Source organism: Grimontia sedimenti (assembly GCF_011045095.1).
GTDB lineage: Bacteria > Pseudomonadota > Gammaproteobacteria > Enterobacterales > Vibrionaceae > Enterovibrio > Enterovibrio sedimenti.
Genome location: NZ_JAALDL010000002.1, coordinates 80,264 through 98,974 on the forward strand (window position 1 = coordinate 80,264; position 18,711 = coordinate 98,974).

Consider the following 18,711-nt stretch of genomic DNA (forward strand, 5'->3'; position numbering starts at 1 on the left):
TTCTGGCTCATCTTCACAAATTTATGTTGGATGAGCCTTTCGATGCTTGATTATTTATTAACCATGCGTGAATCTTAATTGGTGAGGGTCATAAAAGATCAACTTGAATGAAACCTCACTGAAAAGATACAACCATCTTAGGATAAGAGGGCGAATATATGAAAAGACAGAAGCGAGATCGTTTAGAGCGAGCACAAGCGAAAGGCTATCAAGCTGGTGTAAACGGTCGATCCTCTGAGACATGTCCCTATCAAGCCATGGACGCGCGCAGCCAATGGCTAGGAGGTTGGCGCGAAGGTCGAGATACGAAAGTATCGATGCTGAAGTAACTTTTTAACCCACATAAAACTATACATGAGCCCCGGAAAACGGGGCTTTTGTTTATCCTTTAATGCACTATAACTATATATGCTTAACCCTATTTAAACTTCGTTACTGAGAGATAGTGGCTAGCGCGTTGCTTATTAGTGGGAAAGGGAGAGGAGGTAAAACACAATTAACAAAAAACCGCCCGGAGGCGGTTTAGAATTTGGCGTGTCGATGTCGACTTAGAAAGAAGAGGTGTCCTGGAACAAGCCTACTTTCAGATCTTTCGCTACGTAGATTTCTTTGCCATCCACCAGCACACGGCCATCAGCCAGACCCATCACCAGTTTGCGGTTGATAACGCGCTTCATCTGGATTTCATAAGTCACTTTCTTTGCGGTAGGCAGAATTTGACCGGTAAATTTCACTTCGCCCACACCCAGTGCACGACCTTTACCTTCACCACCGACCCATCCGAGGAAGAAGCCAACCAGTTGCCACATCGCGTCAAGGCCAAGGCAACCAGGCATAACTGGGTCGCCAGGGAAGTGGCAATCAAAGAACCATAGGTCTGGAGTAATGTCTAGCTCGGCAATGATAAAGCCTTTACCGTGATCACCACCTTCGTCCGTGATGTTAGAAATGCGATCCATCATCAGCATGTTAGGTGCTGGAAGTTGTGGACGACCTGGGCCGAAAAGCTCTCCTTGGCTAGAGGCTAGGAGGTCGTCTCTGTCATAAGAGTGGCGTTTCATTAGCATTAAACTGCTCCTGCAAAAAGATAGGAGCAGATTAGCGTACACGTGTACGCCAAACAACTCGGATCAGTTGTGGTTTAACCAGTTTTTAAGCTTATTTATTAAGGATGTGTGACGGGTCTCACCGTGATGAAAAACATCAATTCTCTGGGCGATTTTGCCGAGAAGTGTCTCAGTTTCAACACCATCTTCTTCATCACGGCTAAATGGTAAGCCCGTGATCAGTGGGAAAGCTTCCTCAACGTGTTCTACAGCCCAAATGTGGAAGTTTCCGTCGCGAATAGCTTCAGTGACTTCTTTACTCAGGCACAGCGCGTTGAGGTTGGTCTTCGGCAAGATAACACCTTGATCACCTGTCAGACCTCTATGCTCACAGATGTGATAGAAGCCTTCGATTTTCTCGTTGATGCCGCCAACGGCCTGTACACGGCCGAATTGGTCAACAGCACCTGTGATGGCGATGCTTTGATTAATTGGGGTTTGGGACAAGGCACTGACAAACGCACAAAGCTCAGCAAGGGAAGCACTGTCACCGTCTACTTCGCAGTAAGACTGTTCGAATACAATAGAAGCTGAATATGGCAGCGGCTCGTCTAAGTCCAGCGCAGCGCTAACGAACGCCTGCATGATCATCATCCCTTTGGCGTGTATGTTGCCACCGAGTTCTGCTTTACGCTCAACATCGGCAATATCGCCGTCACCGAAATGAACCACACAGGAAATACGCGCGGGCTCGCCGTAAGCCATCGGGTGCCCGGGCATTTCAATCACTGTTAGGCCGTTTACCTGACCAATGTGTTCGCCACGGGTATCAATGAATACCTGACCTTTGTGGATGTCATCAACAGCACGTAGTGGCAGGTAAGACTCCCTGAAGTATTTGGCTTCGATGGCAGCTTCAACATCTGCTGCCACAATGGTCTCGCCAGTACTTTGGTAGTCAGCTTCACGCAACAAGGTTTGTGTCCAGAGCGGGCAGAGCGGCAATCTTTCCTGATCTTCGGTATATCTCGAACCAGCCTGCATCACACGTTGAGCGGCTTCTGGATCGAGAGGCTTGATACCGAAAGCTTGTTGATGGCCTTTTAGCACCGACAGGTAGGTACCAACGTTCTCTTCAGTCAGATACATGTCCTGTTCGAATTCGGTGTAGCTCGCCAAACCATGTAATTCAGGTTCGCCAGCTTCAAAGTCAGACATCAATGCGCGATCGCCAACAACGATAACTCTGACGGAAATTTCTGAAGGTGGTGGTAGCTCGCAGTAAACATCAGGCTTTGCGCTTTTCCAGCCCAGTTTGTTCGTTGACAGCAGGGACTTCAACCGGCTCCAAACGTTGGGTTGAGCAAGAATGCAGCCAAGAGAAATGAGAAGCACGCCGCCATTTGCTTGATGGAGAAGACCATTCACCGTTCGTGACGTTGTCACATCTGGGTTGTTCGGATACACTGCGCCAAACAGCTGAACTTCATCGATATTCTCTGCGATGACCACAGGCATATCATCTGACGGTAGCGCCGCTTTCGTCATGTTCTCGAGCAATTTCAGGTAGTCATAAACATCTGGTGCCGTCACCAGAAGAAGACGCGGGAAGTGATGCTCATGAACGAGACGTTCAATGCTGCTTTTTAATCTCGGTTGCAATGCACAAGGAGAGGTCGCTTCGATAGCGGCGTATTGACGAATGTGCGCTTCAACATGAGAAAACTGCGGCACGACGGACTGCCAGGAAACTTCTTGCATACGTTTGGGTATCAACTTTTTCAGTGTATTAATTACCGATGAGTATAAATGAATACGCTCCTTCAAAGTAGCGAAGATAACCAGTTGTCGGTGTTAAAGAAACGAAGTGAATAGAGCCTGGATACAAAAGGGTTCAGTTTTGATATATGAATAGAAAAGATCAAAGAGATACGCAGAGTTAATTTGATTAAAAAGTAAACTGCTGTTACGCTGTCACTGTATTTCACATTTATTTTGCTCTCAACCAAATAAAACTCGAATTATGAAATATCAACAACTTGAAAACCTCGAAGCCGGATGGAAATGGAGCTATCTGGTCAAAAAGCATAAAGAAGGTGCGAACGTTACACGCTATGTCGACACCAGCGAGGTCGAAGCCGCAGTAAAATCTCTGTTAGCGCTCGAACACGAGCCGACAAAAGTGATCGAATGGATCGGCGAGCACATGTCTTCAGAGCTTGATACCAAGCTTAAGCAGGCGATTCGTGCGAAGCGTAAGCGTCACTTCAATGCTGAACAAGAACACACGCGTAAAAAGTCGATTGACCTGGACTTCCGAGTTTGGGAAAAATTGTCTTTGAAAGCGCAGGAACTCGATGCGACGCTCTCGGACACGATTGAATACCTGATTGGTGAAGCCAACCGTTCCCAGAATGCTAACAAGAAAGTAGATGCGCTGAAGAAGGATTTGAGTAGTTTGCTCGACATGTAAGGAGTCTGCATGGCGTACTTTCTCGCAGCCAGCTTTATCGCTTTATTCGCTTATCTTTTGGTTGACCGTCCTATTATTCTTATCAAGTTTAAGGACGGTCAGCTTGTTAATAAGAAAGGGAAAATTCCTCATGGTTTTCTTCATGACTGTGAAGAAATCAACAAGCGAACGCCTTTCAGCGGCACAATCAAGGTGTATCGAAACCGTTTTAATCCTGCCAAGCTGGTTCTATCGAAAGATATAGACCACAAAGTGCAACAACGTATCCGCAACGTTTTCCCACACAAGTCATTTAAATAACCATCGTTTAAGTCGCCATGTCATCTGTTGAACCCATTGCATTTCGTCTTACCAGAGGCGCAGATCTCAAGCAGTCCATACTCGATGCAGTCAAAATGCACCACATCCAAGCTGGCTGTGTTGCATCGCTGGTGGGGTGTCTGTCTGAACTAAAAATTCGGGTGGCGGATGGAAAATCTACACTGAGCAAAATCGAGCCTTTCGAAATCCTTTCTGTTTCAGGCACGCTCACGCCAGAGCATGTTCATCTACATATCTCGGTCGCGGATAAACAGGGCGCTGTGATCGGCGGGCACATGATGGAAGGCTGTATTGTCAGTCACACCGCGGAAGTGTGTTTACTGAAGTTTGCTGGTTACGGGTTCAGTCGAGAGCATGATCCCGATACTGGCTACACCGAGCTGGTGGTGAGCAAAGATTAAACACAAGAACGGGTGCCTAAAAAGCGTCCGTTTTTGTATTCGCGCAGTTTTACGTCTTTTATTCATTGAATTGAATGACTTATCACTAAAGTGAAAAATTTCCCGAGGGAAATAAAATAGTTTATGCGTAAGTATTCGTTATTGTGAATTTACCTTTTTAATTTCATAACCTTACCAGAAGTTTATTGCTCAAATTTTCTTCAATTCCTTCCAAGAAACCCCAAACTTTGCCAGATACTTTTGAAGCCTCGCCGAGTCGTTAGACTGAACCTTTTTCGTGCGACTGATATTGAACAATTCTCGTCCCGCAGACGCCATCGAATCATGTCGGTCACATACACTCAACACATAGTTAAGCTGGTGCGCGTCAAAGGTATCCAAATCCTCCCTGACTTCGTCATCTAACAGAGAAAGATATGAACTGGTAGTTTCATTGGAGGAGTCGCTCCACATACCAGAGAGACGCGCTATTTCCTCGTCTACATCTTCAACCGCGATCCTTGATGAATCGGCCAATGTGCCTAGTCGAGTGACTGCAGAGCTTAAGTCACGGAAGTTACTGTTCCAGGTGGCCTGATGAGAGAGTGCAAAGGAGAGAAATTTGTCGCGCGCTTCTTTGTTGAAGCGGATGCGATCACCATGTTTCTCGGCGAAGGCCATTACTTCATAATCCAGATTAGGCTCAATATCCTCTTTGCGGTCTTTTAGCCCAGGAAGTGGATACGTCCACAAGTTAATTCTCGCCAGCAAATCCTCACGAAATACGCCCTCTATGACCATGGCTTTCAAATCTCGGTTTGTACCAGCGATGAGCTGAAAATCGCTGTGTGCGTCCTTGTCGCTGCCAACAGGGTGAAACCGTTTGTATTCGATGGCATGAAGCAACATAGCTTGCTCCTCAAGCCCAAGCTCGCCAATTTCATCCAGAAACAGTAGCCCTTTGTCGGCGGCGCGCAGAAAACCTCCACGCGCCGCAGAAGCGCCCGTGAAAGCACCTTTGGTATGTCCAAACAGCGCCGCCATCGCATTCATGCCTTTAAGCGTTGCACAGTTCACAGTGACAAGTTCCCCCTTGAGCAAGGCGCGGCGCTTTTTGAGCTGATAGATGCGTTGAGCGAGTTGGCTTTTCCCTGCACCTGTTGGGCCGGTAAGCAGGATAGGGGCAGTGGAGCGAATCGCGACCTTTTCTATCTGCGAAATCATCCGGTTGAAGGCTTCATTGCGTGTTTCTATGCCGCCTTTCAGAAAGGTTTCGTCTTCAATTCGTGCATTATCAAAGCGCGTGGCGAGCTGGTCATAGCGGGACAGATCCAGATCGATAATCTGCACACGGCCAATGGTCTTATTTTCCTTGGTCAGATCTGGCGCAGACTGGATTAGCTTCCCCGGAAAGTGACGACTCTCCGTCAGCAGGTAGCTACAAATCTGTGCCACGTGAGTGCCCGTTGTGATGTGGAAAAGGTAATCATGATTATCGATGTCGAAATCCATCGCTTCACAAAAGTCATAAAGCTTGGCGTATACCTCTTCAAAATCCCAAGGATCGGCGAAGTTCATCTGGCATAAGGCAACACTTGTGTCTGGCGAGACGGATTCGATATCAACGGCAACGTTATTCGCAAGGCGCTTGGAATGGTTGTCATGCAGTAAATAAAGCGTGTCGATAGGCAGGTTCTCTTGTTGAACCAATCCGACATTTGGTCTCCAGCGCGTCCATCTATCAACCCGTTTTCCAATTCTGTCTAACTGTGTGCCCAAAAGGCTGACAACAATCGTTTTCTTCATCACTGCATTCATATCCAAAAAGATATATCCATATCTATAAGTATCGAAAATGTGAATATATATAGCAATGGAAATGGCGACTGATAATCGACTGAAAATATTTTAATTCAATAAAAACAATGAAATAGAAATTAATTCTTACTCTTCTTTTGAAACTGGCACGTGACTTGGAATAACAAGTTCGTGGTTAGCGGCGTGTGGTTCTGAATACCACCCCGGTGCACCTCACACTGTGAATGTGTATACCAACCACGCTTCCCCTGGGAGGGAGCAGGAAACTGCCGAGGGTTCGATTCCCTAAAAATCACTAGATAGCTGAACGGTATAGCGGCGGACATGTTCCGTGTATGCGGGTTCGATTCCCGCTCTAGTCACCTTAACTGATAGTTCAATTGGTAGAACGGCGAAATTAATTCGTATGTCGTGGGTTCGATTCCCACTCAGATAGCCAAAAGTAATGGAAACACGGAAACGAACGGAGCAACCAATGAGATGAAGACGCAACAGCGCAGAGGGGTAAAGCAGGCAGGAAGCTCCCTTTACCAAGAGCGACAGTTGCCACTGCATCTTCACGCTGTGTCCTTTCGTTTCTCACTTAACCAAGGAAAAAAATTATGTTTCGTAAAACCATCAAAATTGCAGAAAACGAACGCGCACTGGTTTTTCAAAACCAGAAACTAACCCAAGTGCTTATGCCGGGTTTACACAAAATTTGGGACATGAAAGACGACGTTGAATTCGAAGTTTTCGATATCGACGAGCTGTATTTCTCCCAGAAAAACGGAGAGCGTTTATACCAAGGCTCTGCATCGTTGAAGGAGCACATCCAACACGAGAAACTTCAGGATACAGAAGTAGGTATGTTGTATCTTGATGGCATGTTGCGTGGTGTGGTGGCACCGGGAGAGCGTCTGTTTATGTGGAAAGATGCCGGTGACATCCGATTGGATCGTATCGACATTGCAGACACACCGCTGGTGGAAGATAAGACGCTGTATTTGATCAACAAAGCCGGTGTGAACCTGGCAACGCGATTGATCCGCAGTGAATCGACAGTCGCAGTGAAACCCGTAGCGGTGGCGACAGTGAAAAACAGCCATGTTGGTCTGCTGTATATCGACGGTAAGTTGTCGGAAAAACTGTCTCCGGGCACTTATGGCTATTGGCAGTTCAACCGTGAGTTTCAGTTGAAAAGCTATGACACGCGCACCCAGATTCTGGAAGTGTCAGGTCAGGAAATCATGACCAAAGACCGCGTTAGCCTGCGCATCAACTTAACCGCCAACATCCGCATCTTGGATGCTGAAACAGCAGCTAGCAGCGTGGATGATGTCGAGCAATACGCCTACAAACTGCTGCAGTTAGCGCTGCGAGAAGCCATTGGCACCAAAGCGTTGGACGATTTGCTGCTGGATAAGCTCTACGTGGGTGAAACCGTGAAAGAGCTGGTGGCAGAAAACTTGAAAGCAGTCGGTGTCGAGTTAGGCAACGTGGGTATGAAAGACATCATTTTACCGGGTGAAATCAAAGCGATTCTCAACCAGGTCGTTGAAGCGCAAAAAGCGGCAGAGGCCAACGTGATCAAACGTCGTGAAGAAACGGCAGCGACACGAAGCCTGCACAACACCGCCAAAGTGATGGAAAACAACCCAACACTGATGCGCCTGAAAGAGCTGGAAGCACTTGAAAAAGTGGCGGACAAAATCAGCAACCTCAACGTCTACGGTGGTCTGGAAGGACTCATGAAAGGCGTGGTGAAAATGACATAGAAAACGCGTCTTGCCGTGAAGCAAATACGGTAAGGCGCGTCATCAAGGAAAGCACAATGTGTACTGAAAACTACATCGAAATTAAAAACGAAAACAAAGCAACGATAAAAGCGTGGACCAAAGGCGTACCGTTTGAAGATAAGGCACGCCAACAGCTGAATAACATCGCATCTATGGATATTGTTCACTCCCATATTGCCGTGATGCCGGATGTCCACCTTGGTATGGGGGCTACGATTGGTAGCGTGATCCCCTCGGTTAAAGCCGTGATACCGGCGGCAGTGGGTGTGGATATCGGCTGCGGGATGCTCGCGACCAAAACCTCGCTGAAAGCCTCACAGCTACCGGATAACCTTAGTGGTATCCGACATGCTTTTGAGTCGGCGATACCACATGGAAGAACGTCTGGGCGAGGGAAAACCGACCGCGGCGCGTGGCATAACATCCCTGAAGTGGTAGCAAAAGAGTGGAAAAAGCTGGAACTGCGTTTCGAGGCAATCTGCCATAAGCATCCGGCGATCAGGAAAAGCAACCATGTTAATCATCTGGGTACGATGGGAACGGGGAATCACTTTCTGGAGCTTTGTCTGGATGAAAACGACGCAGTTTGGATCATGCTTCACTCAGGCAGCCGTGGCGTAGGAAACCGCATTGGTACCTACTTTATCGAACTGGCGAAGAAAGAGATGGAACGCCACCAAATCCACCTTCCCGATCAGGACCTGGCGTATCTGGAAGAGGGCAGCGACTACTTTAACGATTACGTGGAAGCTGTCGAATGGGCGCAGGATTTTGCTGCTAAGAACCGTGAAATCATGATGATCAATGCGATTACAGCGCTGAGAAAACAAATTCCTGTGCCATTTGATACTGCCGACGTGGCGGTGAATTGCCACCATAACTATATCTCGCGGGAAACGCACTTTGGTAAGTCGTGCTATGTCACTCGTAAAGGCGCGGTGAGAGCTGGCAAGGGCGAACTGGGGATCATCCCGGGTAACATGGGGGCGAAGTCCTTTATCGTTCGAGGGTTAGGTAATCCAGAAAGCTTCGAAAGCTGTAGTCATGGTGCAGGGCGTGTGATGTCGAGAACGCAGGCGAAAAAGGTTTATAGCATCAAAGATCAAGTTGCCGCGACGGAAGGTGTTGAGTGCCGAAAAGATGCAGCAGTGATCGATGAAATCCCGCACGCTTACAAAGATATCGATAAAGTCATGGAAGCACAGAAAGACCTTGTTGAAGTATTACATACCCTGAAGCAAGTGGTTTGTGTGAAAGGGTAAATACGACTGACCACAAATTAAATCAATAAGATAAGCAGGAGCATGTCTCCTGCTGTTTTATATCCTTTAATGCACTATAACTTAATTGTGTTGCGCTGCCATAATCTTGCCACAATTGGTCTGAATTGGCCTCAGTTGCTACCCGGAACCGACAGATTGATTTGGTGTAATGCCAGTCAATAACAACAGGTCAAGGAAGTGGCAATGTACACCCTGAACATCTCCAAAGTCTCATTCAAAGCGCCATTGGCAGATTGGTTGCTGACAGCGCTTTTCATCATGTTCCTCCCTGCGATTGCCTTTGCCAGTGAGGAAAAAGGCGGCTTGTATATACAAACGCAAAACAGCGAAGACAAACTCTGGACGGCAGCGCCTCAGCTTTCTACCAGTGCAGAGATGGTGATAAACGGTCTGGTAAATCGTGTGAAGGTCGAACAGCGTTTTACTAATCCAACAGACGATTGGATTAACGCCCGTTATCTGTTTCCGCTACCTCAGAATGCAGCGGTTGATCATCTGACGATTCAAATCGGTGAGCGCATCATTGAAGGTGAAATCCAAAAGAAACAGCAAGCGAGGGAAACCTTCAACCGTGCCGCTGAGCAGGGCAAAAAGGCCTCATTGGTGGAACAGCACCGAGCGAACTTGTTCTCTACGCAGATTGCCAATATCGCACCTGGCGAAACCATTGTGGTGAATATCCAATATCAGGAGACGGTTCACTATGAAGATGGCGAGTTCAGCCTTCGTTTCCCAACCACCTTAACGCATCGATATATTCCGGGTCTGCCAGATTCGACGGCACTGCAGGCAAGAGGTGACACAGAAGCCCCAGTCGCAGAAGAAGGCGACCAACGCGTTGAAGAAGTGGTAACGCCGTTACAGGAAATGCAAAACGGATGGGCGGTGGCAACGCGTCAGGTGCCGGATGCCAATGAAATCACGCCGGAGTATCGTGATCCGTTGCTGGAAGACGAAATCGCTTTTACCTTGGAAGCCGACATCAACATGGGTTTGCCCATTGATTTTGTCGAAAGCACCACAGCTTCCATCAATGTAGAAAAGGTCTCTGAAAGCCGCTATTCCGTCACACTGAGCGAAATGGAAATCGCCAATCAGGATTTTGTACTGAAATGGCGACCAGCGGCTGCCAGCATGCCGGTTGCAGCCTTATTTGTTCAGGAAAAAGGAGGCGAAAAATACGGTCTTTTGATGGCGATGCCGCCGCAATCTAAGCAGGTCAGCAGCATCCCCCAAAACCTTACCTTAGTGTTGGACATCTCCGGCTCCATGTACGGTGAATCCATAGAGCAAGCCAAAGAGGCTGTCATCTACGCGCTGCACAGTCTTGAAGCAGACGACTATTTCAACCTGATTATCTTTAACCACGAAGCGCGTCGCTATTCGTCAGTGCCTGTGCAAGCAACCCTCAAAAATATCGGTTTAGTCAGCAGCATTGTTCGTGGCATTGAAGCAGATGGCGGCACCGAAATGGCGACAGCATTAGAGTTGGCGTATGCCTCAGAGCCAATGACTGGTTATCTGAACCAAATTGTCTTTATGACAGACGGTGCCATTGGCAATGAAGACGAGCTGTATGGCTTAATCAGCAAAGGATTGAAAGACAGAAGACTGTTTACCGTAGGAATTGGCTCTGCGCCAAACAGTGCCTTTATGCAGCGCGCCGCCGTATCAGGTAAAGGCAGCTTCACCCATATCAGTAACCTCAACGAAGTTTCTACATCACTAAAGCCACTGTTTGAAAAGCTTTCAAGCCCGGTAATGAAAGACATCACCGTGAGGTGGGATAATGGCGAGCCTGTTGACGCATGGCCAAACCCAGTCCCGGATCTCTACAAAACCCAGCCTTTGGATTTGGCGTTTACCATCCCTGAAAGCGCGAACACATTACAGCTAACAGGCATTCAAAGTGACGCACCATGGCAGCTAGACATTGACCTTGAAGCCATTCAAGCGGGCGCTGCGACAGGTATCGACGTACTTTGGGCTCGCAAACAAATAGAAAGTATCACTCTCAATCAAAGCTTGAGTGCAGATGAGAAAGAAAACCGAATCACAGAGCTGGGTTTAAACCATCATATTGTCACCAAGCATACATCGCTGGTCGCCGTTGATAACAATCCAAGCCGACCATTGGATGAGAAAGCAAAGCCACACCAAATTAACCCTCATGCGCCCAAAAACAACGTCGCCATGCTGCAAAGTGGTTTGGGAAGCACCTTCATGATGTTACTGGGTGGGTTAATGCTGGCTGTCAGTGCGGTAGGGATTCGCTTCAGTCGCGCATCGCGTGACGTTTTCCAATAGAAGGTCAGTATACATGGAAGTCATCCGTCGTTATTTTCCACAGAAGCCCTGGCAACTCGTTTTTATCGCCAGCTTCCTGTGTGGAGGTGTCATCATGGCAAATGGCCTATACGTCAAAGCCAAGGCGCAACTCGCCCAACTCATGATTGCCCATGCTTGGGAGAAGCAGAAACAAACGGGCGAGAACCAAGCCCCTTGGCCGTGGGCTGATACATATCCCATCGCCAAGATCGCATTGAAGAACAACAAGCCGCAGTGGGTGTTGTCTGGCGCCAACATGCGAAACCTGGCTTTTGGTCCCACACTGCAGATGCAAACTGCTTTGCCGGGAAGGAGGGGAAACGTCGTCATCTACGGTCATAACGACACCCATTTCTCCGGGCTGTCTGAGATAAAGCCGGGGGATAGCATGAGTATTGAAACCCGCGCTGGCACACAGGTGTATTACAGCGTGGAAGAAATCAGCATCGCTCATAAATCCGACACTCAATGGATAGAACAAACGGACGATGATCGCGTCACACTGGTGACCTGCTATCCTTTCGACACCATGACATTCAACGGACCACTGCGCTATGTCGTGGTGGCAAAACCCCAGCTAACGCCAGACTCACTCCGAGATTTCGCACCTGACGTTTTCTATTCCGCGAATATGGAAACGGAACAGTGGCTTTAGAGAATAGGCATACTTATAACGCACTATAACTTGTTTGTTATGGATATAAGATCAAGCCGATTATTCGACGTGTTTTACTGCTTATCTCTCTGAAAGTAAGGGGTTAAATAAATATTAGCCTAATAAAAAAAGGGCGCGAATCGCGCCCAAATGGGAGGCTTAGTGATGGATCGTTATAGTTATTGAGTAAGCAGTGTGTGGAACTGGGTGAGCCACGCGGGATGAGCCGGCCATGCAGGTGCGGTGACGAGGTTACCGTCGGTAATGGCTTCATTCATTGCAATGTCTGTGAATTCACCGCCAGCCAATCGAACTTCCGGAGCGCAAGCGGGGTAAGCGGAAATCGCACGGTTTGAAACCACATATGATGCCGTGAGTAACTGAGCGCCGTGGCAAATGGCAGCAATCGGTTTGTTTTTGTTGTTGAACGCAGTGATCAGGTTGAGCACATCTTCGTTCAAACGCAGATATTCTGGTGCGCGTCCGCCAGGTAAAAGTAAACCGTCAAATGAGATTTCGGAAACCGCATCAAAGTCCGCATTCAATGTGAAAATGTGGCCTGGTTTTTCGGTGTAGGTTTGGTCGCCTTCGAAGTCATGGATAGCCGTTTTAATGGTTTCTCCATTTGATTTCCCCGGACAAACCACAGAAACCGAGTGTCCCAAAACCTGAAGCGTTTGAAAGGGCACCATGATTTCATAGTCTTCAACGAAATCACCGGCGATGATAAGAACTCTAGCCATCGTTATTTTCCCTGATGTAGTTACTGACGTTGTTGTTACAGCCCAATGGGTTAGGCTCATTTTTATCTGTGTTTTTCAGAACATTAGTACAGCAGTGGCGGGCTACAAGGCGAGTGATCAGTAATTCGAGATTTGTCTATTCTGAGTGCAATCGGTACATCGGTCAGTTACAAACACCTTCGATTTTGCAGTGAAATTACCTAAAAAATGTGTGGCTCATCATTGAAACAGAGTGCGTATGGATCGCATTTTTCTTCCACATAAACCGGAAAAACTTCCCTCAGAATCACATAACAAGAATGATGTCGCCAACAAAAACAACAAAGAGGCAATTTTCTTTATGAGCCCAAATTTAATCGTTCTCGATGGCGCCTCTGGAGCGGGTAAAACCACGCTGGCAAAAGCTCTCCAGGAGCAGTTTCTTCCAGAAAACTGGCTGTATTTTTCTATCGACACATTAGTTTATTCACTTCCACCGTCAGTGCTTCAGCGCTGTAATCAGGAAAATGACTGGCGTTCACTGGACCCAAATACCCTGATGAACGGGGCATTCTCTTGTGTGGATGCATTGCTTGAAGCAGGCAACAAAGTGATTTTTGATGCTGTGATTTCAACGCCACAGCGAGCACTGAAAATGGATCTGGCCTTTGAGCGCCATGAGCGTTTATATGTTGGTCTTGTCTGCGACCTTCCAGAGTTAGATAGACGCACATTTGACCGAGGAGATAGAACGTTAGATGAAGTGAGGCATGGCTTCTACACATCACCACATCATCTGAAATATGATCTCAAACTCGACAGCACCAAAACGCCTGCGACTGAACTCGCAACAATCATTGCGGCAACTTTGCAGGAGCAAGTCACCAAGGCATAAACAACGCATGACTTAACTATCATGCATACGAGCCGACAGTGACGAATCCAGAAGACCTCAAGAAACTAGAACAAAAGATCGCGATGGGGATGCCCAAACACATACTGGTTTACGGTGTGTTGTTGTGGGGAATTCCTACCGCGATTTTTTATGCCGCTATCACGCCACTTTTTACCGGAAAAGGCTTCATAGAAGCGCTCTCTTTCTCGCTTTGGGCATTTCCATTAGGCGGTATCTTCTATGGTCTGTATTCTTGGTTAAAAACCAAGAACCTTCTGGAAAAGGCCAAATCATGAAATTCATCTTCCTTGCAGATAAGCCAGAAACACTTCCTACCGTTGCTCAGTGGTTTCTCAATGAATGGGGCCACCTGAATCCCGATGCCACGCTAGAGCGCAACCAAGCCAAGCTGAGCGAATACCTCAACAGAGACAAACTGCCACTGATGATCTATGCCGTTGAAGGTGATGAGATCCTCGGTTGTTCCTACCTCTGTTATCACGAAATGAGCATCTACACCGACAAGGAACATTGGGTCGGTGGCGTCTATGTAGAAAAAGCGCATCGTGGCAAGAAAGTCGCCTCACAAATGGTTGGTGAGTTAGAGCGTTTGGCAAGAGGATTGGGTATTGAAAAACTTCACCTCCAAACCGAACAGCTAGACGGAGGTTTATACGGCCGCATTGGGTTTGAGGAAATTGAGCAAGTAGAGTACCGCGGAGTAAAGGTCTCAGTCAGGGTGAAAAGTCTATAAAAACAGGCGATTCACTTTGTCATGCTTCAAGTTCAATACACTGAAAGATCGAGGAAAAAACACCGAGTGTAAAATAATCTGACACTTTCAGCTCATTATATTTACAAATAACACAATAATCATTAACAAGTCCTAGCTTGAGACGAAAGGGTCTGCTTCATTAAGCGATACATATAAGAAAAATTGATCCACCTAATCAATGACGGGTATCGCAAATGAAAGTCTCTTATCGTGTTGCTCTACTTTCTACAACAGTTGTTATCGGAGTACTCTCGGCGCTTTCTTGGTTTCAATACCAGAGCGTTAAACAGGAAGAGCTGATCAGCTCACAACAAAACACCCTTGAAACCACTGCTGCCATGGGAGAGCAAATAACCAACTGGCTGAACGGTAAACTCGCCCTCATCGATATGATGGCCGGAAACATCAATGCCGACTTCAGTGCAGAAACCATTCAAAGCACCTTCGATATTCCGATGCTTAAAGACGAGTTTATCCTGATATTTGGAGGGCTCGACACCGATGGGAAACGCATCACCAATGATCCAACTTGGAATCCAGAAGGCTGGGATGCTCGGAAACGTCCTTGGTATCCTTTTGCTAAGAAAAACGATTCTGCGATGCTGACCGACCCATATCCGGACGCCGCGACCAAAGAAATTCTCATCTCCGTTGTTGCCAATCTTTATGATAACGGCAAATCCAAAGGAGCCTTTGGTGGGGATCTCAGCTTAAAAACCGTGTCAGAAGCGCTCAACACCCTCAATTTCAACAATGCCGGTTACGCCTTTTTGTTGAGTGCAGACGGCACCATCATCAGCCACCCAAATGGCGAGCTAAATGGACTCAAACTCAGTGAGCTATTCAAAGGCACATTACCCGTGCTGGATGATACATTTCAGGAAGTTGAGGTCGATGCCGGAGCTGCTTTCACTGCATTTCAGCCGCTTGATGGTCTAAGAGGCAGTAACTGGTTGATAGGTGTTGTGCTTGATAAATCCATTGTTATGGCGCACAGCGATAATTTTGGATTCACCGCTGCAGCGACCACGGCCGGTTGCGCCATTCTTATCGGGATTTTGCTTAGCTTGCTGATTTCCCGTCAACTTAAGCCACTGGAAAACCTCCGTGAAAGTCTGGAAGAAATTAACAGCGGTGACGGCGACCTCACTAAGCGTCTTACCATTAAAAGTAATGACGAATTCGGTGGCGTTTCTAACGAGTTCAACGGCTTTATCAAGTACCTTCAAGCGCTGGTCACCAATATCAAAACCACCTCTGGCGAAGTCTCCAACAATGTCAGCCTGACAGTATCCACCGCCAAAAATGCAGCGCAGGGCGCTGATCACCAGCTCAATGAGCTCAATCTGGTGTCCAACGCCATTCATGAAATGACAGAGATTTCCAATGACGTAGCTGAGCGTGCGCGCCACGCCGCCGAAGCGGTAGCGGAAAGTAGTGAGGCCACTAACAAAGGTGGGCATTCTGTTGAGCAAACCAAAGCGTCCATAGAAGTGTTGATGGGCGAAATGGAAACCGCAGTATCCAAAGTCAACGAACTGGCTAACTACAGCGCGAACATCGAATCCATCCTCACCGTGATCACCGACATTGCTGAGCAAACCAACTTACTGGCATTAAATGCCGCGATCGAAGCTGCTCGTGCTGGCGAAATGGGTCGAGGGTTCGCTGTTGTTGCCGATGAGGTTCGTGCACTGGCTTCCCGCACCCAAACTTCAACGGAAGAAATCAAAAACATGATTGCCCAGCTTCAAGCTGGTGTTGGCGAAGCGGAAAGCGTCATTATTCAAAGCCGCAATACGGCATCAAGTACACAGGAAGAAGTACTGGGCGCGAATGAAGCATTGACCCAAATCCACAGCCACATTTACCGTATTAACGAACTGATCACTGAGATCTCTAACTCCTCGTTCAGACAGCGTGATACTGCCGCTGATATCCAACAGAATACAGACAACATCCGTGACATCAGTGAAACTCTTTCTCAGCAAGCCAAAGAACAGGAGTCGCTTTGTGTCGCGATATCGGATTTAGCTGGCCAGCAGGAAAGTGAGTTAAATAAATTCAAAGTTTGAGTAGACACAACTCGTAAGAAAATGCCCTCGAAAGAGGGCTTTATTTTTTGAAATTACCAGTAGAAATACAAAGTAAGCCAATCTAAAGAGCCCCAGATTCAGCCCCTTTAATGATAAAGCTATAGCAGAGGGTATTAGCTAAAGCGGTAACCCAGATTCAAACCCCACCAACTGTCACTGGCTGGGCTGGACATGAGATAGGTGTTGTATTCCATCCTGGCAAATACGTTACTTTCAGAAGGCAAACGCATCTCAACACCTAAGCCCAAATGAGGTCTGAACTCACTGTCACGGGATGACATTTGTCCAGGACTGAAGGTGCTTGTCATGTCCGATTTTCCGACGTTGTAAGCGATCCCCGTTTTAGCAAACGGGATGAAGTAGGGCGACATTTCCTTACTCCATACCACATCAAAGTGTGTAGAATGATAAGTGACATTAACTTTGTTTCGATAGGTAACCCTGTTTCCTTCGAACTCATAGAAACTCTCATCACCGCCATAGGCGTAAGAGGCCTCGAAGCCTAAGCTTTCACTGAGTTGATAGCCTGCCCCCAGAGTAAAACCGCTACGATCACCGCCTTTGTATCCGCCGAAAAGATAAGTATCGTCTGACGTATCAGACGCAAAAGTGGGGGCGGATAACGCGACAACCAATGCGATAGTCATTTTCTTCATCGTAAAGCCTTTTTATTGCTGTTTATAAAGGCTTCCTTGCAAAACGGTCCCTGTCTTAATCCATGGTCGATAGCCAGACTGCTCCAAGAGAATGTAAACATTCGGCTGCAATAATACGGTGTTCGATTAACATTTCCATTAATGTATTCCTTAGAGCTGTAACAATATGTGTAACGATGGAGGAAGCGAATAGACCGCAAAGGAAGGATTGATCTCTGCAATCATTCAAAACCCGCGCAGCATCTATACCCAACCAACTTCAGGTTGTTTGGGTATAGACATCAGAGCCCGCTTGGTTGAATAGATCATCGTTCAAACGAGAAGTATCAAGTCAGGGCTATCCCACAGACATGCATGAGGTGTTATGCCTGTCGTTAGCAAAAACGTCTGCACTGGTACTTTGAAGTGTTGTGACATAGCCGCCTTCACAACCCAGTAGCAAAGGGTAGGGCACGTAACAACAGTAAATGGGGCAGAAACGATGACAAAAATGTTATTTGGTGAGTTTGTGATTGATGATGAAGTGGCCGTTGATTTTGGACGAGAACCACACTTGAACGATAAGACAACCCTATGGAAAGCGAAGCACGTCGTTTAACAACGTGCTTCGACAGAGTTTATTGAACAGGCATCATGGGATATTGAGGATCCACCACTTTTACAAAAGGAACCTTTTCAGCCACATGGCAAGCGTTACACACCGCTTTCGTGGTTTCGTATGTTTCCCAAATCTTCGCATCGTCTTTTGAATCAATGGCCGCCTGCATCATTTTCCATTGTGAGTTGATGAACATGGCATCAGCATTGGCTTTGCGCGCAGGACGACGCTCAGTACCATTCACTATGGTCTTCTTTATCTTCTTCCATTGATAGGTTGCCATGTCGTAGTTCTGGTTTTTTAGCGCAAAATAGAACGTATTGAAGCGCGCACCGGTTTCGAACATGGTCATGTCGAAGCCACGCATTTGCTTCTGCAACACCTTAAATCGTTCATCACTGGTTTCTTTGTTCATCACCCAATCATTTTGACCTTCGAATTGCGTGACGGTCGCTATAGCGGTTGTAGATGAGAGCAGAGCAGGGGTTAACACTAAACTGACGCAGAGTGCGCGTTTTAACATTGGCGACATTATTCACCTTCCTTTTTATTGTTGGTCTGTTGAGCGCTAACAGGCTAACTCAACCACGAAGTCGGTGAATACAGTGAAAACAGGGTATTAAAACGGGAAAGCTCGAATAGAACATCGTTCAATTAATCAATACTCGTTGCGTCATGATGAGAAAACGACATGTTATTGAGATAGAAACCGTTTTAGATTCTGACATGGCCAAGAAACTGAGCGCTACAGAAAAAATCCCGGAAGCAAAGAAACTGATTTAGTTAGCGGCTGGTATGCAAAACCCATCATTGTGTGCTTTTTTCATAAGTTACAATAATTACTCTGATTCAAGTGTTGATATACAATATGCCACTTGTTGGCTAAG

The 18,711-nt window shown here is 47.0% G+C and carries 18 protein-coding genes and 1 tRNA gene; 13 read left to right on the forward strand and 6 right to left on the reverse strand.

What is annotated here, in order from left to right; genetic code table 11:
- Positions 1–158: 158 nt before the first annotated feature.
- Positions 159–329, forward strand: a complete 171-nt coding sequence (gene rmf / locus G5S52_RS03220; RefSeq protein ID WP_082111327.1) for a ribosome modulation factor — start codon at positions 159–161, stop codon at positions 327–329.
- 219 nt (positions 330–548) lie between these two features.
- Here rmf and fabA read toward each other — a convergent pair whose 3' ends face one another.
- Together fabA and G5S52_RS03230 are read right to left on the reverse strand one after the other, a co-directional pair.
- On the reverse strand, positions 549–1,067 hold the full coding sequence (fabA, locus tag G5S52_RS03225) for a bifunctional 3-hydroxydecanoyl-ACP dehydratase/trans-2-decenoyl-ACP isomerase (RefSeq protein WP_002537089.1): 519 nt from the start codon (positions 1,065–1,067) through the stop codon (positions 549–551).
- Positions 1,068–1,130: 63 nt separating this feature from the next.
- A complete protein-coding gene (locus tag G5S52_RS03230) occupies positions 1,131–2,807 on the reverse strand; it encodes an AAA family ATPase (RefSeq protein ID WP_165011773.1) in 1,677 nt (558 codons plus the stop codon).
- Positions 2,808–3,069: 262 nt separating this feature from the next.
- Between G5S52_RS03230 and matP the strand changes: the two genes are divergently transcribed.
- Genes matP through G5S52_RS03245 form a run of 3 tightly spaced genes read left to right on the forward strand, consistent with a single transcriptional unit; the run spans position 3,070 to position 4,241 of the window.
- Positions 3,070–3,519, forward strand: coding sequence for a macrodomain Ter protein MatP (gene matP / locus G5S52_RS03235; RefSeq protein ID WP_002537092.1), 450 nt, complete (start codon positions 3,070–3,072; stop codon positions 3,517–3,519).
- Positions 3,520–3,528: 9 nt separating this feature from the next.
- Entirely contained in the window at positions 3,529–3,819 is a 291-nt protein-coding gene (locus G5S52_RS03240) for a DUF3634 family protein (protein WP_165011774.1), read from the forward strand.
- 17 nt (positions 3,820–3,836) lie between these two features.
- Positions 3,837–4,241: a PPC domain-containing DNA-binding protein gene (locus G5S52_RS03245; RefSeq protein ID WP_165011775.1), complete on the forward strand. Its 405-nt coding sequence runs from the start codon at positions 3,837–3,839 to the stop codon at positions 4,239–4,241.
- Between the two features lie 189 nt (positions 4,242–4,430).
- On the opposite strand, the gene rtcR is transcribed toward G5S52_RS03245, so the two are convergent.
- Entirely contained in the window at positions 4,431–6,038 is a 1,608-nt protein-coding gene (gene rtcR / locus G5S52_RS03250) for an RNA repair transcriptional activator RtcR (protein ID WP_306418245.1), read from the reverse strand.
- 294 nt (positions 6,039–6,332) lie between these two features.
- On the opposite strand from rtcR, the gene G5S52_RS03255 reads away from it, so the two are divergent.
- The 5 genes from G5S52_RS03255 to G5S52_RS03275 all read left to right on the forward strand — a co-directional run bounded on the left by G5S52_RS03255 (position 6,333) and on the right by G5S52_RS03275 (position 12,082).
- Positions 6,333–6,400 (forward strand) — tRNA-His (locus G5S52_RS03255).
- Positions 6,401–6,640: 240 nt separating this feature from the next.
- Positions 6,641–7,795 (forward strand): slipin family protein, encoded by a 1,155-nt coding sequence (locus G5S52_RS03260; RefSeq protein ID WP_165011776.1) that lies wholly within the window; start codon positions 6,641–6,643, stop codon positions 7,793–7,795.
- 56 nt (positions 7,796–7,851) lie between these two features.
- Entirely contained in the window at positions 7,852–9,078 is a 1,227-nt protein-coding gene (locus G5S52_RS03265) for an RtcB family protein (RefSeq protein WP_165011777.1), read from the forward strand.
- 204 nt (positions 9,079–9,282) lie between these two features.
- The gene (locus G5S52_RS03270) at positions 9,283–11,406 is read left to right on the forward strand and encodes a marine proteobacterial sortase target protein (RefSeq protein ID WP_165011778.1); all 2,124 of its coding nucleotides are present in this window, start codon (positions 9,283–9,285) and stop codon (positions 11,404–11,406) included.
- A gap of 13 nt (positions 11,407–11,419) precedes the next feature.
- The gene (locus G5S52_RS03275; protein ID WP_165011779.1) at positions 11,420–12,082 is read left to right on the forward strand and encodes a class GN sortase; all 663 of its coding nucleotides are present in this window, start codon (positions 11,420–11,422) and stop codon (positions 12,080–12,082) included.
- Between the two features lie 179 nt (positions 12,083–12,261).
- On the opposite strand, the gene G5S52_RS03280 is transcribed toward G5S52_RS03275, so the two are convergent.
- On the reverse strand, positions 12,262–12,825 hold the full coding sequence (locus G5S52_RS03280; protein WP_165011780.1) for a DJ-1/PfpI family protein: 564 nt from the start codon (positions 12,823–12,825) through the stop codon (positions 12,262–12,264).
- Between the two features lie 340 nt (positions 12,826–13,165).
- Between G5S52_RS03280 and G5S52_RS03285 the strand changes: the two genes are divergently transcribed.
- The 4 genes from G5S52_RS03285 to G5S52_RS03300 all read left to right on the forward strand — a co-directional run bounded on the left by G5S52_RS03285 (position 13,166) and on the right by G5S52_RS03300 (position 16,549).
- The gene (locus G5S52_RS03285) at positions 13,166–13,699 is read left to right on the forward strand and encodes a phosphotransferase-like protein (protein ID WP_165011781.1); all 534 of its coding nucleotides are present in this window, start codon (positions 13,166–13,168) and stop codon (positions 13,697–13,699) included.
- A gap of 38 nt (positions 13,700–13,737) precedes the next feature.
- Positions 13,738–13,995 (forward strand): hypothetical protein, encoded by a 258-nt coding sequence (locus G5S52_RS03290; RefSeq protein WP_002537110.1) that lies wholly within the window; start codon positions 13,738–13,740, stop codon positions 13,993–13,995.
- The gene (locus tag G5S52_RS03295; RefSeq protein WP_165011782.1) at positions 13,992–14,453 is read left to right on the forward strand and encodes a GNAT family N-acetyltransferase; all 462 of its coding nucleotides are present in this window, start codon (positions 13,992–13,994) and stop codon (positions 14,451–14,453) included. The genes G5S52_RS03290 and G5S52_RS03295 overlap by 4 nt, the downstream gene beginning before the upstream one ends.
- A gap of 215 nt (positions 14,454–14,668) precedes the next feature.
- Complete coding sequence (locus G5S52_RS03300; RefSeq protein WP_165011783.1) at positions 14,669–16,549, forward strand: methyl-accepting chemotaxis protein; 1,881 nt, start codon at positions 14,669–14,671, stop codon at positions 16,547–16,549.
- Between the two features lie 134 nt (positions 16,550–16,683).
- Here G5S52_RS03300 and G5S52_RS03305 read toward each other — a convergent pair whose 3' ends face one another.
- Both G5S52_RS03305 and G5S52_RS03310 read right to left on the reverse strand, forming a co-directional pair.
- Positions 16,684–17,226 (reverse strand): porin family protein, encoded by a 543-nt coding sequence (locus G5S52_RS03305; RefSeq protein WP_165011784.1) that lies wholly within the window; start codon positions 17,224–17,226, stop codon positions 16,684–16,686.
- A gap of 617 nt (positions 17,227–17,843) precedes the next feature.
- Complete coding sequence (locus G5S52_RS03310; protein ID WP_165011785.1) at positions 17,844–18,356, reverse strand: hypothetical protein; 513 nt, start codon at positions 18,354–18,356, stop codon at positions 17,844–17,846.
- Positions 18,357–18,711 lie beyond the last annotated feature (355 nt).

Coding starts and splice junctions, on each gene's coding strand:
- rmf (WP_082111327.1), top strand. CDS start 159: ATGAAAAGACAGAAGCGAGATCGTTTAGAGCGAGCACAAGCGAAAGGC.
- fabA (WP_002537089.1), bottom strand. CDS start 1,067: ATGCTAATGAAACGCCACTCTTATGACAGAGACGACCTCCTAGCCTCT.
- G5S52_RS03230 (WP_165011773.1), bottom strand. CDS start 2,807: ATGCAAGAAGTTTCCTGGCAGTCCGTCGTGCCGCAGTTTTCTCATGTT.
- matP (WP_002537092.1), top strand. CDS start 3,070: ATGAAATATCAACAACTTGAAAACCTCGAAGCCGGATGGAAATGGAGC.
- G5S52_RS03240 (WP_165011774.1), top strand. CDS start 3,529: ATGGCGTACTTTCTCGCAGCCAGCTTTATCGCTTTATTCGCTTATCTT.
- G5S52_RS03245 (WP_165011775.1), top strand. CDS start 3,837: ATGTCATCTGTTGAACCCATTGCATTTCGTCTTACCAGAGGCGCAGAT.
- rtcR (WP_306418245.1), bottom strand. CDS start 6,038: ATGAATGCAGTGATGAAGAAAACGATTGTTGTCAGCCTTTTGGGCACA.
- G5S52_RS03260 (WP_165011776.1), top strand. CDS start 6,641: ATGTTTCGTAAAACCATCAAAATTGCAGAAAACGAACGCGCACTGGTT.
- G5S52_RS03265 (WP_165011777.1), top strand. CDS start 7,852: ATGTGTACTGAAAACTACATCGAAATTAAAAACGAAAACAAAGCAACG.
- G5S52_RS03270 (WP_165011778.1), top strand. CDS start 9,283: ATGTACACCCTGAACATCTCCAAAGTCTCATTCAAAGCGCCATTGGCA.
- G5S52_RS03275 (WP_165011779.1), top strand. CDS start 11,420: ATGGAAGTCATCCGTCGTTATTTTCCACAGAAGCCCTGGCAACTCGTT.
- G5S52_RS03280 (WP_165011780.1), bottom strand. CDS start 12,825: ATGGCTAGAGTTCTTATCATCGCCGGTGATTTCGTTGAAGACTATGAA.
- G5S52_RS03285 (WP_165011781.1), top strand. CDS start 13,166: ATGAGCCCAAATTTAATCGTTCTCGATGGCGCCTCTGGAGCGGGTAAA.
- G5S52_RS03295 (WP_165011782.1), top strand. CDS start 13,992: ATGAAATTCATCTTCCTTGCAGATAAGCCAGAAACACTTCCTACCGTT.
- G5S52_RS03300 (WP_165011783.1), top strand. CDS start 14,669: ATGAAAGTCTCTTATCGTGTTGCTCTACTTTCTACAACAGTTGTTATC.
- G5S52_RS03305 (WP_165011784.1), bottom strand. CDS start 17,226: ATGAAGAAAATGACTATCGCATTGGTTGTCGCGTTATCCGCCCCCACT.
- G5S52_RS03310 (WP_165011785.1), bottom strand. CDS start 18,356: ATGTCGCCAATGTTAAAACGCGCACTCTGCGTCAGTTTAGTGTTAACC.